This is a genomic window from Deltaproteobacteria bacterium (assembly GCA_016178705.1).
Taxonomy (GTDB): domain Bacteria; phylum Desulfobacterota; class Binatia; order HRBIN30; family JACQVA1; genus JACOST01.
Genome location: JACOST010000014.1, coordinates 100075 through 116597 on the forward strand (window position 1 = coordinate 100075; position 16523 = coordinate 116597).

The 16523-nt window shown below is 64.8% G+C and carries 13 protein-coding genes; 8 read left to right on the plus strand and 5 right to left on the minus strand.

Translation table 11 applies throughout. The features are described from left to right. Positions 1-85: 85 nt before the first annotated feature. Positions 86-3502, minus strand: a complete 3417-nt coding sequence (locus HYR72_08635) for an AAA family ATPase (protein MBI1815029.1) — start codon at positions 3500-3502, stop codon at positions 86-88. 213 nt (positions 3503-3715) lie between these two features. Between HYR72_08635 and HYR72_08640 the strand changes: the two genes are divergently transcribed. Genes HYR72_08640 through HYR72_08655 form a run of 4 tightly spaced genes read left to right on the plus strand, consistent with a single transcriptional unit; the run spans position 3716 to position 5318 of the window. Then, positions 3716-3877: a hypothetical protein gene (locus tag HYR72_08640; protein MBI1815030.1), complete on the plus strand. Its 162-nt coding sequence runs from the start codon at positions 3716-3718 to the stop codon at positions 3875-3877. A gap of 16 nt (positions 3878-3893) precedes the next feature. Then, entirely contained in the window at positions 3894-4364 is a 471-nt protein-coding gene (locus tag HYR72_08645; protein ID MBI1815031.1) for a D-tyrosyl-tRNA(Tyr) deacylase, read from the plus strand. 8 nt (positions 4365-4372) lie between these two features. Next, positions 4373-4834: a DUF1285 domain-containing protein gene (locus HYR72_08650; protein ID MBI1815032.1), complete on the plus strand. Its 462-nt coding sequence runs from the start codon at positions 4373-4375 to the stop codon at positions 4832-4834. 19 nt (positions 4835-4853) lie between these two features. Further along, complete coding sequence (locus HYR72_08655) at positions 4854-5318, plus strand: tRNA (cytidine(34)-2'-O)-methyltransferase (GenBank protein MBI1815033.1); 465 nt, start codon at positions 4854-4856, stop codon at positions 5316-5318. Between the two features lie 68 nt (positions 5319-5386). Here HYR72_08655 and HYR72_08660 read toward each other — a convergent pair whose 3' ends face one another. Then, the gene (locus HYR72_08660; protein ID MBI1815034.1) at positions 5387-5890 is read right to left on the minus strand and encodes a Mut7-C RNAse domain-containing protein; all 504 of its coding nucleotides are present in this window, start codon (positions 5888-5890) and stop codon (positions 5387-5389) included. A gap of 86 nt (positions 5891-5976) precedes the next feature. On the opposite strand from HYR72_08660, the gene HYR72_08665 reads away from it, so the two are divergent. Further along, positions 5977-7431 carry a transglutaminase domain-containing protein gene (locus HYR72_08665; protein ID MBI1815035.1) on the plus strand — a complete coding sequence of 485 codons (1455 nt, stop codon included), beginning with the start codon at positions 5977-5979 and terminating at the stop codon, positions 7429-7431. 45 nt (positions 7432-7476) lie between these two features. On the opposite strand, the gene HYR72_08670 is transcribed toward HYR72_08665, so the two are convergent. Beyond that, on the minus strand, positions 7477-7992 hold the full coding sequence (locus HYR72_08670; GenBank protein ID MBI1815036.1) for a dual specificity protein phosphatase family protein: 516 nt from the start codon (positions 7990-7992) through the stop codon (positions 7477-7479). A 234-nt stretch (positions 7993-8226) separates the two neighbouring features. Between HYR72_08670 and HYR72_08675 the strand changes: the two genes are divergently transcribed. Further along, positions 8227-11793, plus strand: coding sequence for a patatin-like phospholipase family protein (locus HYR72_08675; GenBank protein MBI1815037.1), 3567 nt, complete (start codon positions 8227-8229; stop codon positions 11791-11793). 9 nt (positions 11794-11802) lie between these two features. On the opposite strand, the gene HYR72_08680 is transcribed toward HYR72_08675, so the two are convergent. Then, a complete protein-coding gene (locus tag HYR72_08680) occupies positions 11803-12447 on the minus strand; it encodes an enoyl-CoA hydratase/isomerase family protein (protein ID MBI1815038.1) in 645 nt (214 codons plus the stop codon). 218 nt (positions 12448-12665) lie between these two features. Here HYR72_08680 and HYR72_08685 point away from each other — a divergent pair, with 218 nt between their 5' ends. Next, entirely contained in the window at positions 12666-14210 is a 1545-nt protein-coding gene (locus HYR72_08685) for a pyrrolo-quinoline quinone (protein ID MBI1815039.1), read from the plus strand. Between the two features lie 16 nt (positions 14211-14226). On the opposite strand, the gene HYR72_08690 is transcribed toward HYR72_08685, so the two are convergent. Next, the gene (locus HYR72_08690) at positions 14227-15324 is read right to left on the minus strand and encodes an LLM class flavin-dependent oxidoreductase (protein MBI1815040.1); all 1098 of its coding nucleotides are present in this window, start codon (positions 15322-15324) and stop codon (positions 14227-14229) included. 106 nt (positions 15325-15430) lie between these two features. Between HYR72_08690 and HYR72_08695 the strand changes: the two genes are divergently transcribed. Then, positions 15431-16516 (plus strand): Gfo/Idh/MocA family oxidoreductase, encoded by a 1086-nt coding sequence (locus tag HYR72_08695; GenBank protein ID MBI1815041.1) that lies wholly within the window; start codon positions 15431-15433, stop codon positions 16514-16516. The last annotated feature ends 7 nt before the right edge of the window (positions 16517-16523 follow it).

Here is a 16523-nt window from a genome sequence, read left to right on the forward strand (position 1 = left end):
GTGTCAAGGTGGCGAGACGTGAGGTGTGAAGCGTGAGGCGTGAGTCGGGCTCGGGTTCGTGAGTCGTGTTCGTGACTCGTGTTCGTCAGGAGAATTGATCGAGCAACGTCTTCGCCTCAATGAGGTCGCGCGTGTCGAAGCCTTCGGTGAACCAGGCGTAGATTGGCGCGAGGAGGTCGCGCGCTTCGGCGCGCTTGCCCCGGTTGCGCCAGAGCCGCGCAAGGCTGGTGGCGGCGCGCAGCTCGAGGGACTTCGCCTCCTGCCTGCGCGCGAGGTCGAGGGCGCGGTGGAAGCATGCTTCCGCTTCCGATCGCGGATCGCGAATTTCTGATTGCGGATTGGCGGAGGGGGAATCCGCACTCCGCAATCGCCAATCCGCAATCAAAATCTCCCCCTGGAGCCGATACAGCTCCGCCTCGTACCAGCGCTCGGAGTTCTTTTCCGCGAGCGCCAAGGCGCCCGTGAGCAGGGGAAGCACTTGGGCCGTTTGTCCGGCAGAGGTGTGAATCTCCGACGCCAGCGCCAGCACCCAGGTTGTGCCCAACTCCTGTCCTGCACTGGCCAGCGTCGACGTGGACTGCTCCAGCAAGGGCAGGGCGCCAACCGTGTCTGCGCGTGCGGCCAATGACCACGCGCGCAGCACCAGCCCGACGCCGAGCCACACGGGGAAGCCCTGCTCGGTCGACAGGGCGACCGCGTCCCCGGCCCACGTTCCGGCGAGCTCGTGATCGCGGCGGAACTGATGAATTCCGGCGGCGATAGCGGTTGCCCACGCCAAACTGAACTGATGAGCACTACGGCGCGCCGACGCAACGGCGTCGTTGATCTGGGCAACCGCCTGATCCGGATAGCCGACAAACCAGAGAGCCATTGCGAGATAACACCGGGCCGTCGTCTCCGGGTCCGATCCGTAGGTGAGCGCGGAGGGCGAGTGACGGTCGAAGTCGTACAAGGAAATGGCGTGCTCACAGCGACTCCGCGCTGTCGTGAACTCACCCATCCAGAGCGCCGTGCCACCTTCGGCCCACGCCGCCTGCAACTGCAAGTCGCGGTCGTGCACCGCATCTGCCAGCTGCGAGAGCGAGCCAGCCATTTGCTTGGCCGTGCGCAGATCGCCGCGCACCAGGTAGAAGCGCCACAGACCATGGAGCACCGGGAAGATGTGCGGCGTCTCGCCGAGACTCTCACAGAGTTCGCGCGCCCGCGCATAGGTCGCCCCCGCCTCCGGCGAGCTGATCCCCTTCACGGCCTGCTGCGGTACGCCCAATGCGAGCTGCAACTCCAGCTCGCGTTGCGCGCGCCCGGGACTCTCGGGCATCTCGAGCGTGATCTGCAGCGCGCGTTGGAAGTGGTTGATCGCCTCGAGATTGGCGGAGCGCAGCGTCGCCCGCTCGCCGGCCCGCCGCCAATACTCGATGGCGGAGGCGGCGATGCCGGCTTCGCCATAGTGGTAGGCGAGCAGCTCCGGCTGCGCCGCGACGGTCTCCGGAAAGCGCTCCTCCAATGCCTTCGCCACTCCGCGGTGGTACTGCAGCCGCTTGGTGCGCAGCAACGAGTAGTATGCCGCCTCCTGGATGAGGGTGTTCTTGAACGTGTAGGTGGCGTGCGGTGGGCTTCCACGCTGATAGAGGAGCTCCGCGTGCACCAGTTCCGTCAGCGCCTGGTCCAGGGATTCCTGACCGAGGGGTGACAGGGCAGCCAGCAGCTCGTAGGTGAACTCGCGGCCGAGGGTCGCGCCCAGTTGCGCCACTTCCTTGCTCGGGCCCAGCCGATCGAGCCGCGCCATGAGCGAGTCTTGCAAGGTGGACGGAATGGCCAACGCCGGCAACGAGCCGCGCAGCTCGAAGCGCTCGCCGCGATCCTCGAGTTGACCCGACTCCAGCACCATCTTGGTCAGCTCCTCGACAAAGAGCGGCACGCCGTCGGTCTTGGCGACCAGTTGCTCGGTCACCGCCTTCGGCAACGGCTTGCCCGCCACGCTGGTCGCCATGCTGATGGACTGTGTGCGTGTGAGGCGGGGCACGGTGAGCTGCGAGAGATGCGAGCGCGGCGCCCATGGCGGGTGAAAGTTCGGGCGGAAGGTGAACACCAGCAGCGCCGCCACCGTTGGCACCTGCTCGACCAGCATGCTCAGCAATTCGACCGTCGAGGGATCGACCCAATGCAGGTCTTCGACGACGAGGACAATCGGCTGCGCCGTGCTCAGCGCGAAGAACCACGTGACCAGCGCCTCCAGTGTCTTGCGCCGCAGTGCCTCTGGGCTCAGTACCAGCGGCGGCACGCTTTCCGGCAGCGGTAACGAGAGCAGTGAGGTAAACAGCGGCAGCGCCTCGGGTACAGAGAAGCCGCCGTAGTGGAGACCCGCTTCCAGCCGAGCGATCTTGTCCGCCACGGAATGCTCGGGCGCGAAGAGCAATCCCTGCTCCAGCAACTCGACGACAGGGTAGAGGGCAGAGTTCTCATGATACGGCGAACAGCGACATTCGAGCCAGCTGTGTGCATGCTCGGCGAGCCGCTCGCGCAACACCTGCAGCAGCCGCGACTTGCCCATGCCGGCATCGCCGGAAATGAGCGCGACCTGTCCGCGACCGTCCTGGACGTGCTCCCACAAATCGAGCAGCAATCCGACCTGCTGCTGCCGGCCCACCAAAGGGGTCAGCGTGCCGGCGTTGGCCAGGTCGAGACGACTGCGCATGCCACTGGTGCGTACCGCGCGGAAGAGCTGCATGGGCTCGGACACGCCCTTCAGCTCGTGGCGTCCCAGGTCTTCGAGCACGAAGACCCCGGTCACCAGGCGGCGCGTCGCGTCGCTGATGACCACGGTGTTCGGTGCCGCGACGCCCTGCAGTCGCGCGGCCAGGTTCGGCGTATCACCGACGATCGCGCCCTCCTCACGGGACGAGCCAGCACCGAAATCGCTCACCACCACCAGACCGGTATGCACCCCCACGCGGACGGCGAGTGGACGATCGCGCATCTGTGGCACGCGCTCTTGCGCGCGCGCGTTCAGGAGCGGGAGGTCCACCAGCATACCCAACGCGGCAGTGATCGCCCGCACCGGGTCGTCCTCGTGCGCCTGTGGATAGCCGAAGTAGACGAGCACGCCGTCGCCGAGATATTTGGCGATGTGCCCGTCAAGCCGTCTGACTACCTCGTCGACCATCTCATAGTAGGCGCGAACGACCTCACCCATTTCTTCGGGATCGAGGCGCGCGCTCAGCTCCGTCGAGCCGACCAAATCGCAGAACAGCACAGTGAGCTGGCGGCGCTCGCCAGAAGGCAGGTTGCTCGTTGTTAGGTTGTTGGTTGTCAGGTTGGGATCGGAACTGCCTACTGCCGTCTGCCCACTGCCTACGACTTGGGCGCCACAGCCCGAACAGAATCTCGCCTGCGGGTTCAACTCGCGACCGCAGCTCGGGCACATCGCGGTCAGCGCCCCGCCGCAGGCTTCGCAGAACCGCGCATCGGCGGCATGTTCCGCCTGGCATTGGGGGCACTGCATGGTGCCGCTGATCTCCCAGATCGATCACGACGCTGTCAAGCGCGCCATCACCGTTCGGCCGGCAGGCTGTCGCTTCCGAAGCCATTGACTTGAAAAATCACGGTGGCTAGAAGCGGCCGGGATGCGGGCGCCTCAGGCTCATGTGCTCGCGCCGCGCGGTGGTGGCGAGTTCGCCACGCGGCCCTATTCCCGCAGCGGCACGGAGGAGACGACATGACTGACTGGCTGGACGCAAAGCGGCGCGAGGAAGACGATGAGGACCCAGACGATCTCGACGAGTTGGACGAGGACGACGACGACGCGGACGGTGACGATTGGGATGACGATGACGAAGATGACGATGATGACGACGACGAGGATCTTGACGACGAGTGACCGCTAACGAGAATTCATGCGCGCGGTCGTGCAACGCGTGCGCGAAGCCAGCGTCAGCGTTGACGGCCGACGCATCGCGGCGATCGGTCCGGGGCTGATGGTGCTGCTCGGTGTGGGTACCGATGATTCTGAAGCCGACGCCGGTTGGCTCGCAGACAAGGTGGTCAATTTACGAATCTTCGAAAATTCTGACGGAAAATTTGATCGCTCCGTGCTCGACGTGGGCGGCGCGGTGTTGCTGGTCTCGCAGTTCACGCTCTATGGCGACACCAGCAAAGGCCGCCGCCCATCATTCAGCGCAGCGGCACAACCCGAACGGGCTGCGCCGCTGTGCGAAGCGGTCGCCGCGCGAATGCGCCACCACGGCGTTCACGTCGAAACGGGTCGGTTCGGCGCGCACATGGACGTGGCACTGGTGAACAACGGACCGGTCACCATCTGGCTCGACAGCGCGCAGACGGATCGCGGCGCTGCGGCGAAGCATTAGGACGGACAATGCCGCGCGCGGGTTTCTATGCGATCGCATCGTCCCGCATCACGTTCGGGCGCGATGGACGCTGGTATTCCGACGGCGAGCCGATCGTCAACCAACGCATCGCCGAGTTGTTCAGCCGCCACATCACTCGCCATCCGGACGGCGGCTATCAGATCGTCATGGGCGACGAACGCGCGCGCATCGAGGTGGACGACACCCCGTTCGTAGTGATCTCCGTTGGCGGCAACCGGGATGAGGGCTTTACGATCCGACTGAACGATGGCAGCGAGGAATCGCTCGCGGCTGCGACGTTGCGGGTGGGCGACGATCAATCCTTGTCGTGCACCGTCAAGAACGGCAGCGAACGCGCGCGCTTCTTGCGCGCCGCGCACCACCAACTCTCGCCCTTCATCGACGAAGTCGCGCCGGGGCGATACGCGCTCCGCTGCCGCGGCAGCGAACACCCCATTGCCCACGTCTGAATCCTCGCGGCCCGATCCGCTGCTGCACGTCGTGCTGGTGCAGCCGGAGATTCCGCCCAACACCGGCAGCATCGCCCGCTTGTGTGCGGCAACGAATCTGCGTTTGCATCTAGTCGGCCCACTCGGCTTCTCACTCGAAGACCGCTACCTCAAGCGCGCCGGGCTCGACTATTGGCCGTTCGTCGATCTCCGTACCTACCCCGATGTGGATGCCTTCCACGCCGAACACGGCAGCGGACGTTTCGTGCTGTTTTCCGCGCGCGCCGCGCACTCCTATCTCGCAGCCCGGCACACGCCCGGTTCTTACCTGCTCTTCGGCAGCGAGACGCGCGGCCTGCCGGCGCCGCTATTGGCCGCGCATCGCGACGCAACCTTCACCATCCCGATCTTCAATCCCAACGTGCGCAGTCTCAACCTCTCCAACGCGGTGTCGATCGTCGTGTACGACGCGTTGCGACAACTCGGGCGGTTGCCGATCGAGTAGGAGATTCTCCGAACAACTCACAGCTTGCCGGCGGGCCAGTCGCGTGCCACCGTGGTGGACAATGAACGCTACGACTGCGCCTGAGGCGGGAAGCCGAGTTGTTGCAACTCGGCGCGGATGTGGGCGGCGTGCGTGGCACCCCAATACACGCGGCGACAGCGCGGGCACCGAACGAAGCGCGTCTGCGTCGCCAGCACATACTCCGGCACGCATGACCGAACATCATCCGGTGCCACCCCACACAGCGGTAGATTGCAGCGCACGCAGCGCGTCAGCAGCCCGGCGTACGGATCGATGGCGTAGGTGTGCAGCACCTGCTGCAGCTGCGCTCGAAAGTGATCGCTCTCGATGAAGAGCAGCGGCGGCTTCTCGCTGAAGCGACACACGCGCCGATCGCGTGTCAGCAACACACGCCCCTCGGCGTGCGCCGCGCGCAGCAGCGCGCTGTCCTGCCACTCGGGTCGATACACCGTATCGATGCCGAGCACGCGCAACCACGTCGCCAATCGACCGAGCATGCGATCGGCGATGAATTTCACTGCCGGCGCTGCCGTCTCCATCATCTCTGTCATGACGCCGCGACACCATACACCATCGTTCGTTCGCTGGCAGCGCCCACGGCCGACACTGGGCGGCGCACGGCCGAATCGGTTCTGAGATGGCCCGCGTCGTTCGTGTCGGCATCGTCGTCGTTTGGCTCGCGCTCATGGGCGCGCTGCTGCGCGAGCGCTTCACGGCGGTACCGGCACCCGAGCCCGTACCCACCACCGCGGCGACGTTGCATGCCGGCGAGGAGTGGCAGAACGTTTTTCACGGCGAGCAGAAGATCGGCTACGTGCAGCAACGCACGATGTCCATCGACGGTGGCTTTCAATTCGACGAACACTCGCTACTGCGCCTGGTGATGATGAACGAGCCGCAAACCGTGCGCACGATCATCAGCGGCCGCACCGATGCGCACTACGCGCTGCAGCAATTCACCTTCGAGTTGAGCAGCGGCGTCGGCACGCTGCGCGTACGGGGCAACGTCGCCGGCGACGTACTCGATTTGACGATGGCCACCGGCAGCGATGAGTCGACCCAGCAGATCCCGCTGAAGGGTCCCGTGTATCTATCCGCGACGTTGCGCAATGTGGTGGCCGCCGACGAGTTGCGCGCGGGTCGCGAGTTTCAATTGCAGGTATTCGATCCCGCCGCGATGAAGAACGACATCACCCACGTGACCATCGAGCAACGCGAGGTGGTGCCGCAAGCCACGGACGGCACACAAGCGTGGCGCGTGCGCGAAGAGTTTCACGGCATCAAGACTACCGCGTGGGTCGACGACTCCGGCACCGTATTGCGCGAGGAAGGCCCGCTGGGCCTGGTGCTGGTGCGCACCGACGCCAACGATGCGCTGCACGGCCGCTGGGGTGAGGCGGCCGCCCTCGATTTGATTCAGACCGTCGCGGTGCCGGTCACGACGTTGATCGACAAGCCGCGCGACCTGGACTTCCTGCGCTTCCGCTTGCGCGGCATCGATCTCGATCAGGTACCCAACGATGCCCGCCAGCGCCGCAGCGGCGACAGTTGGACGATTACGCGCGAAGACCTGCACACCACTCGAACCTATCCCCTGCCCTACACCGGCAACGACCATCGTGCGGACCTCGCCGCTACCCCATTGCTGCAAATCGATCATCCGCGCGTGCGCAGCGCCGCCACCGAGGCACTGCGAGGCGAATCCGACGCCACCCACGCCGTGTCGCGTCTGCTGCAATGGATCGGCGGATACATGAAGCAAGTGCCGACCGTGAGCATTCCCAACGCGCTGCAGGTGCTCGATGAGCGCCAAGGTGATTGCAATGAGCACGCCGTGCTGTTCGCCGCACTCGCGCGCGCCGCCGGCTTACCGACGCGCGTCGCCGCCGGCGTCGTCTACCTCGAGGGCGCGTTCTACTACCACGCGTGGGATGAAGTGTGGCTGGGCGAGTGGGTGGCGGTCGATCCGACGTTCGGGCAATTTCCCGCCGATCCGACCCACATCAAGTTCGTGCAGGGCGGACCGGAAGAGCAATTCGAAATTCTCCCGGTGATCGGACGACTCGGGATCGACGTCCTGGCTTCGGGTTGAGACGCAACCGCCAGCCCTCACGGGGTGGAAGCCTGTGTCACCACCTCATTTGCCAATCACATACCGCGCTTCGAGAACGGTCATGTACGGCAGACAGTGCCGGCGCTCCTTCATCAAATCGCGCGCCGCCGACAGCGGCAGCGCCCGATGCACGTGCAGATACGCAATGGCGACCGTCGGCGCGCGATTGAACCCGGCGTTGCAGTGCAGGTAGACACACTCACCATCGCGCACGAGCCGGGCGAGGCGATCCACCACGGCGTCGAGCCGGGCCGCGAGAACTTCCATGTCCCCGTCGGGAATCGCGACGCGGTGAAAGCCGAGACCATGCTGGCGATACACCAGTTGCATTTCCTCGATATCCAAACCCTTGCTCGCCAGGTCGGCATCGTCCTGCAGGTTGACGACCGCGGTGACGCCATGTTCGTCGCGCAGCCACTGCGCATCGTCCGGGGTTGGATACTCACCGACGAAGAGATTGGGGACGATCAGCGACAGGCTGGGCCGACCGCCACTGCGGCCCGCCGGACCCGCAAAGCGCCAGAACGGAGTGAGCATCATCAACGTGGTTAGCTCGTCGGCAGCCCGCGCGCAACGCCGTGGCGGCGACGCGAGCAAGACGGTCTTAGGACTTCGTAGCGCCACGAGACTAGATTGTTCTTGACAGCGGCCATTCGCCTCTAGTACGAGCCTCACACAATCTGATTCACGGCCGCGGCTGACCGATCGAGGGGCACGGCAACCTGCTCGCACGGCCGACTGCGGCATTCCGAGGCGACACCACCGGAGGGCGCCATGAGCGACAACGCTGCGGTCAGCTTCAAGACAGTCTGGGACAAGGAACGCGAAGCAATTGCGGCCGCGCGCCAGCGGCGCGCGCAGGACAGCGGAACGCCACTGCTGCCCGACGCGAAAGATCCCGTCGGCCTCGCCTTCTCGGGCGGCGGCATTCGCAGCGCCACATTCAACCTCGGCGTGCTGCAAGGCCTCGCGGAGCTCGCCGTGTTGCCACGCATCGACTACCTCTCGACCGTGTCCGGTGGTGGATACATCGGCAGTTGGTTGACCGCCTGGATCTACCATCAACACGGCGTGCGAAACGTCTACCGTCGGTTGGAGCCGAAGGCGGCGAGCGTCGCCGAGCCCGACGGCGCGCGCGAGGTGACGTTTCTACGCGCGTACAGCAACTATCTCACCCCGCGCACCGGGGCGTTCGGCGCGGATACGTGGACGGCGGTGTCCACGTACATGCGCAATCTCCTCTTGAACCTGACAATCCTGATCGGCGCCACCGCGGTGCCACTACTGCTCCCGCGCGCCGCCATGCGTGGACTGCTGTGGTTCTACTTCGAAAGCCCCATGTCGGCCGCTCTGATCGCGATTCTCTTGCTCGCCATCGCCAGCTTCTTCATCGGCAGAAATTTGGCCGGCGTGGCGCGTTCGAGCGGCGCCTACCCGCGCGATGCGTCGCAAACGGCGATTCAGCTCTCGATCGTGCTACCGATTCTGCTCGCGGCGTATGTAGCTAGTTGCGCGGGGCTGTGGTTCGGCAGCGGCGCGCCCCTGCCCGTGTCGCTGGCCTGGATGCAGTTGGGCGCCGCCTATCCGCGCTCGTGGCGTTTTGCCCTCCTCGGCGGCGCGTGCGTGTATTCCTTCTTTTCGTTTCTGGCCTTCGTCGGGAGTCGCAGCATCGCGGCACCAGCCCCCGATGCAGCCGACCAGCAGGCACGCGCTGCCACGCCCACAACCAAACGAGCCGACGACGGCCGTCGATCAATGTGGCGGTGGACCGTCGGTTCGGCTCCGCTGGCGGGGGCAATCGGTGGCGTCATCCTCCTCAGCTTCGGCAAGCTCGCCTTCACCGCGACGGTGCCACTGTCAAACCTCGGCTACTTCGGCACGCTCATCTGGGGCGCACCCGCTGTGGTTGGCGCCATTACCCTCGCCGTCATCGTGCACATCGGGCTGATGGGGTTGAGTCAGGCCGAACTCGCCCGCGAGTGGTGGAGTCGACTGGGCGGCTGGCTGCTGATCTACACCCTGGTCTGGATCGCCCTGTGCTCGATGACCTTCTACGCCCCGTACGCGTTGGCGTGGTTGGCAGTGCATTGGGCGCGTCTCACGTCCGGTCTCACCGTCGCGTGGGTGGCCTCGACTGTCGGCGGACTGTTGGCGGGCCACAGCGCGCAGACCGGCGCACGCAACGACAACCCGTGGCTCGAACGGCTCGCCGCGGTGGCGCCCTATGTGTTCATCGTTGGCCTGCTCAGCGGACTCTCGCTGGGCATCCACGTGATGCTGGTGCGCTGGAGCGTCACCGACGCGATTACCCTGGCTCGGCTCGCGGAGAACCATTGGGATCTCATGTGGCTGACGACGAACTGGTGGTTCCTCTTCACTGCGTTCGTGCTGGCGGGGGCAGCCATGAGCCTATCGGCGCGTGTCGACATCAATCATTTTTCGCTCCACATGCTGTATCGCAACCGCCTCGTTCGCGCCTATCTGGGCGCGTCGAACCCGCACCGCCACCCGCAGCCCTTCACGGGATTCGATCGCGACGACGACGTCGAGCTGCGCGAGCTGGCCGCGCATCCCGGCCCGTATCCGATCATCAACGCGGCGCTCAACTTGGTCTCTGGCGATCAGCTGGCGTGGCAGCAGCGCAAGGCGTCGTCATTTGTGCTCACGCCGCTGCACTGTGGTGCAGAGGATGTCGGCTACCGCGCCACCGGCAAGTACGCCGGCGGCAACCTCACCCTAGGCACCGCGGTCGCGATCTCGGGCGCGGCCGCCAATCCGAACATGGGCTATCACTCGTCGCCGCCGCTCGCCTTCCTGATGACGGTGTTCAACGTGCGGCTCGGCTGGTGGGCCGGCAATCCCGCGCATCAGCACGCCTGGCAGTTGGCTGGTCCTCGGTTCGGCCTGCGCTACCTGGTCGACGAACTGCTGGGGTTGACGGATGAAGCGTCGGCGTTCGTCAACCTGTCCGACGGCGGTCATTTCGAAAATCTCGGCATCTACGAATTAGTGCGCCGCCGCTGCCGCTTCATCATCGCCTGCGATGGCGGCCAGGATGGCGATCTCACGTTCGAAGATCTCGGCAATGCGATTCGCAAGTGCCGCACCGATCTCGCCACCGATATCCGCATCGATGTCACCCCGCTCCGCAAGCAGGCTGATTCGGTGCGCAGCTCGTGGCACTGCGCCGTCGGCAGAATTCACTACCCCGATGAGCCGAGCGGGACCCTCGTCTATCTGAAGGCATCGTTGACCGGCGATGAACCCACCGACGTGCTCAACTACGCCAGCGTCAATCCCGAATTCCCCCATCAGCCCACCGGCGATCAATGGTTCGACGAGTCGCAGTTCGAAAGCTATCGCGCGCTCGGGTGCCACATCGCGACGACCGTCTTCGAGCCCGCCCAGGCGGAGACGAGCAATGAAGCGCTCTTCGTCACGCTGCACCAGAATTGGTATCCGCCGAGTTCGCCTGGCACCGCGCTGTTCACCAAACACACCGCGAAATTTGATGTGCTCATCGAGCGGCTGCGCCAGGATCCCACGCTGCAATTTCTCGATGCGCAGATCTACCCGCAGTGGGACGTGCTCACGCGTGCCGATGCGCGGCCAATTCAGCTCTGGCTACCCACGACGTACGACGAACTGCGCAACGGCTTCTACTTCTGCTGCGAGCTGATCCAACTGATGGAAGACGCGTATCTCGAACTCTGCCTGGATAGCGAGTACGCGCATCCGGACAACCGCGGGTGGATGAATCTGTTCAAGCACTGGGCGTGGTCGGGCATGCTGCGGACGACCTGGGCGATGTGCGCCAGTACCTATGGCGCGCGCTTCCAGACCTTCTGCGATCGGCGCCTCGACCTCGGTATCGGAGAGGTAGTCATCACAGAGGCCACGGGTGCCGTTGTTCCTGAGCTGAACTCGGTGGAGATCGAGTTGATCCGGTATCTCCCACCACCAACGAACGAAGCGCCGGTGCGCCGGATCTTTCTCCTCCAGATGGCGGTGCAGGCGCCGCCGGACGATCCCACGCGCGACACCAGCAGGCCGCCGACAAACAGCGCCGCCGGCCCTTCCCTGCGCCTGACCTTCGGCTTCACCGTCGTTGACAGCGCGCAGCGATCTCAACCCGGCAAGATCGTCTACTTCCGCGTACAGGATCACTTGCGCAAGATGGGCCTGGCCCGCTTGGCGTTGGGCAAGCTCCTGACGACGAAGGGCCTCACCCTCGACGGCGTCGAGCCGGTCACCATGCCGACGGACGCGTCTGAGGTTCCACGCGACGAAGACTTGCGGCACTTCAAGCGTCTATTCGAGTCAGCGAAGCGCGAGAAGTAAGGAAGGGTGCTACTCCAGCGCGCCGCCTTCGAGCAACGCCAACACGTCTCTGTACATGCCGCGTTTGAGCGCGCCGTAGGTGGCGCGGTCCTTGTCGGCGAGCGCAGCGGCGCGGGCGATGGCGCGCGGGAGGACATCGGCCGCCGCCACCGCGTCGTCGACGATGCCGCGCTGCTGCGCATCGGCGCCACCGATGCGGGCGCCGGTGAAAATCATGTCGCGGCAGGTGGCCATGTTCGTCCGACTCTTGATCAGCGCCGTCATCCCGGGTGCGAGCGGAAATTTGATGTCGATCTCGTTGAAGCAAATGAAGCCGCGATCGGCGCGCATGACGCGGAAGTCGTGCGCGAACGCCAGCATCCCGCCCGCCGCGAACGCATGCCCATTGATCGCCGCCACGGTCGGCAGCGGGAACGCCATCACCCGGCCGAGGAACTTGAGCACCGCGCTGATGAACGCCCCGCCCTCACTGGCCCCGTCACCCGACAACCACGCCAGATCGAGTCCGTTCGAATAGAACTTTTCCTGACCGCCAGTGGTCACCAGCGCGGCGGGACCGCTCGAAGGCTCGATCACGTCAAGCGCGGCGTTGAACGCATCAAGAAACGAACGATTGAATCGGTTCTCGCCCGCAGCCATCGTGAGCACCCACACCGAATCTTCCCGTCGCAAATCGATCAACCCCATGCACTGCTCCTTCGTCGCAGAGAACCGTCATCCCGTAGATTCATCCGGCACGCAACCGGTGCGGCCACTTTTTCCCCTTCTCTGTCGATCAGGCGTGGTGTATTCGATGCCCTAGTAAGTCGGAGGTTTGCATGAGTGCATGGTCTGAGCGAACTCATCGCAGGCATCTCGCGTTTTCGACGCTGGTGCTCGTCGCACTCGGCGCCGGCCGCGTCGGTGCCCAAGTCAACGTCCTCACTCACCACAACGACAACGGGCGCACGGGTCTCAATGACCAAGAAACAACGCTCACTCCCGCTAACGTCAACCCGACGCAGTTCGGCAGGAAATTTCTGCACACCGTTGACGGCTATGTCTATGCGCAGCCGCTCTACGTCTCGAACGTCACCATTCCGGGAAAGGGCGTTCACAATGCCGTGTACGTCGCCACGGAGCACAACAGCGTCTACGCATGGGACGCCGACGATGCCAGCGGCCCGAATCGGACGCCGCTGTGGAAAGTCAGCTTCCTCGGCCGCGGCGTCACGATCGTGCCCTATCGCACCACGGGCACCGACGACATCATCCCCGAAATCGGCATCACCGGCACACCGGTCATCGACATCGGCACCGGTACGCTCTACGTCGTCGCGAAAACGCGCGAGCGTTTGACTTACGTGCAGCGGCTGCACGCCCTCGACATCACGACCGGAGCGGAGAAGTTCGGCGGCCCGGTTGAGATCACCGCATCGGTGCCGGGCACCGGTGACGGCAGCGACGGCACCGACGTGCCGTTCAATGCGTTGCGGGAAAATCAGCGCCCCGGGCTCTTGTTGCTCAACGGTGTCGTGTACCTTGCCTGGGCGTCGCACGGTGACAACGGCCCGTACCACGGTTGGGTGATCGGCTACGATGCCACCTCGCTCGCGCAAGTGGCCGTCTACAACGCGACGCCGAACGGCGGTCTCGGCGGCATCTGGCAGAGCGGCGCCGGGCCGGCCGCCGACAGCGCCGGCAACATCTATTTTGAGACCGGCAACGGCACTTTCGACGCCCAGCTCAGCGGCACCAACTTCGGCGACAGCCTGGTGAAACTCAATTCGAGCGGTGGCCTTTCGGTCGCCGACTACTTCACGCCGTACAACCAGGACGTCCTCAACGCCGCCGATGCCGACTTCGGTTCCGGCGGTGCGATGCTGTTGCCGGATCAACCTGGGTTGCATCCGCACTTGGTGGTGGCGTGCGGAAAGGAAGGCACTATCTACCTGGTCGACCGCGACACCATGGGGCACTTCCACGCCTTCGACAACAGCCAGATCGTGCAGTCATTGGAGAGTGCCGTTGGTGGTACTTGGAGTACGCCAGCCTATTGGAACGGTATGGTGTACTACATCGGCACCGGCGATTCGCTCAAAGCGTTCCAGCTCATCAGTGGGATGCTGTCGAGCACACCGGTGGCCCAATCCCCCGACGGCTTTGGATACCCCAGCGCCACACCGTCGGTTTCAGCGAACGGCAACAGCAACGCCATCGTCTGGGCACTCGAGGTAAGCAATTTCGGGCGCAGACTGCCCGCGGTGCTGCGGGCGTACGACGCCAGCGACGTCTCGCACGAGCTGTATAGCAGCGACCAAGCCGCACGCCGGCGTGACTGGGCAGGCGGTGCGGTGAAGTTCACGGTGCCAACGATCGCCAACGGGAAGGTGTACGTCGGCGGTTTCCACCGACTGACCGTGTACGGCTTGTTGTGACGTCACCCCTCCCGAGTTACGTCGCGCCCGAGCGTGTTCCCGTGCGCAACTGCGGGAGGATGTAGCGCCCCACGTAGTCGCATTCGGACGCGTGCGGATAGCCGGAGAGAATGAACCCGCTAATTCCCAAGTCGATGTAGACCCGCAGCTTCCGCAACACTTGGTCGGGATCGCCCACCAACGCGGCGCCGCAGCCGCTGCGGGCGCGGCCGATGCCGGTCCAGAGGTGATCTTCAACGAAGCCCTCGTTGTCTGCCTGCTCGCGCATCATCGCCTGCGTGCGCACCCCCACCGACGCGTGATCGAGCGAGCGCCGGCGAATCTCCTCGCCGATACGATCGTCCAGGCGGCTGACCAGCCGGCGCGCATAGGCGCGTGCCTCGGCTTCGGTCTCGCGCACAATCATGTGGACCCGATAGCCAAACTGCACGCTGCGGCCAACCCGCGCGGCGCGCGCCCGCATATCGTCGAGCAGCGTACGGAGTTGGGACAGTGGTTCCGGCCACATCAGAAAGACGTCCGCCTCTTCCGCCGCCACCGCCCGCGCATCGTCTGAGAGTCCGCCAAAATAGAACAGCGGCGATCGCCCCGACACGGTGCGTACCGCTGGTGGGTCGATCTCGAGTTGATAGAACTCCCCGCGGTGACACACCGGCTCGCCATTTAACAACGCGCGCAAAATCTGCATGCACTCGTGCGTGCGCTGATAGCGCGGCGCCGACGGCAACGGTGCGCCGGGCAGATCGCTCGAAATGATGTTGATCGTCAACCGCCCGTCGAGCAGGCGGTCGAGCGTCGCCAGTTGCCGCGCCAGTTGCGGCGGAAACATTTTCCCGCATCGCACTGCCACCAGCAGGCGAATCCGCGAGGTCAGCGGCGCGACCGCGCTGGCGAACGCGACGCTGTCGATGCCCAATGCATAGCCGGACGGACATAGAATGTTGTCGAAGCCATTCGCTTCGGCCCGCAACAGAATGTCGCGGCAATGTGGGAACGAGCTGCGCAACGCCGCATCGGGTACACCGAGATATTCGTAGTCGTCGTCGCAGAGCGGACAGAACCAAGCGATTTCGACTGGCTGATGGCTGATCGCCAATGGCTGATTGTTGTTCATGAGCAGACCGAACATCGCGACCGTCCAACCATATGCCATACGCCATCAGCCATATGCGAGACCACCTGTGCTGCCGTCGAATCGTTCTGGTAGGATGCGAGCCGTGATGACCACACAGAGTACGCAAGAACCCATCCGCTTCGGCATCATCGGCACCGGCATGATGGGCTGCGAACACATTCTGAACATCGGCTTGATCCCCGATGCGACGGTCACCGCGATCGCCGACAGCAACGAGACCAGCCGTGGCTGGGGCCGTTCAATCGCCGGCGACTGCGTCGAGGTGTACGCCGACTACCGCGATCTGTTGCAGCGCGCACCGATCGACGCGGTAGTTATCGCGACGCCGAACTTCACTCACTACGACGTACTGCAAGACGTCTTCCGCACCCGCAAGCACGTGCTGGTCGAGAAGCCGCTGTGCACGACGGTCGAGCACTGCCAGCGCATCGTCGACGCCGCCGGCGCGCATCCCGGCGTCGTCTGGGTCGGGATGGAGTATCGCTACATGCGCGCGGTCGCGCGCCTGATCGAGGAGGTCCACGCCGATGCGGTCGGCCAGCTGCGCATGCTGGCGATCCGCGAGCATCGCTTCCCGTTCTTGACCAAGGTGGACGATTGGAATCGTTTCAACCGCAACACCGGCGGCACGCTGGTGGAGAAGTGTTGCCACTTCTTCGATCTGATGAATCTCATCACGCGCCAGCGGCCGCTGCGCGTCTACGCCTCCGGCGCGCACAGCGTGAACCATCGCGACGAACGCTACGACGGCGAGATGCCCGACATCATCGACAACGCCTACGTCATCGTCGACTATGATAGCGGCACCCGCGCGCTGCTCGACCTGTGCATGTTCGCCGAGAACTCCACCAACGAAGTCGAGATCGCGGCGACCGGCGATCGCGGCAAGATCGAGGCGTTCATCCCCGCGCACCGCCTGGTCCACACGCACCGCAATGGCGCACCGCAGACGACGCTGGCATTCGAGGTCGATCCGCGCGTTCAAGGCGCCGGGGCGCATCACGGATCGACTTACTTCGAACACGTCGGTTTCATCGCCGCGATCCGCGCCGGCGGCACACCCGCCGTCAGCGTGGTGGACGGTGCGCGCGCCGTCGCGGTCGGCGCCGCCGCCGAGCAATCCATCCGCGAACATCGCCCCGTCGAGTTGCGCGAACTGTGGGCGTGGTGAGCGGCCT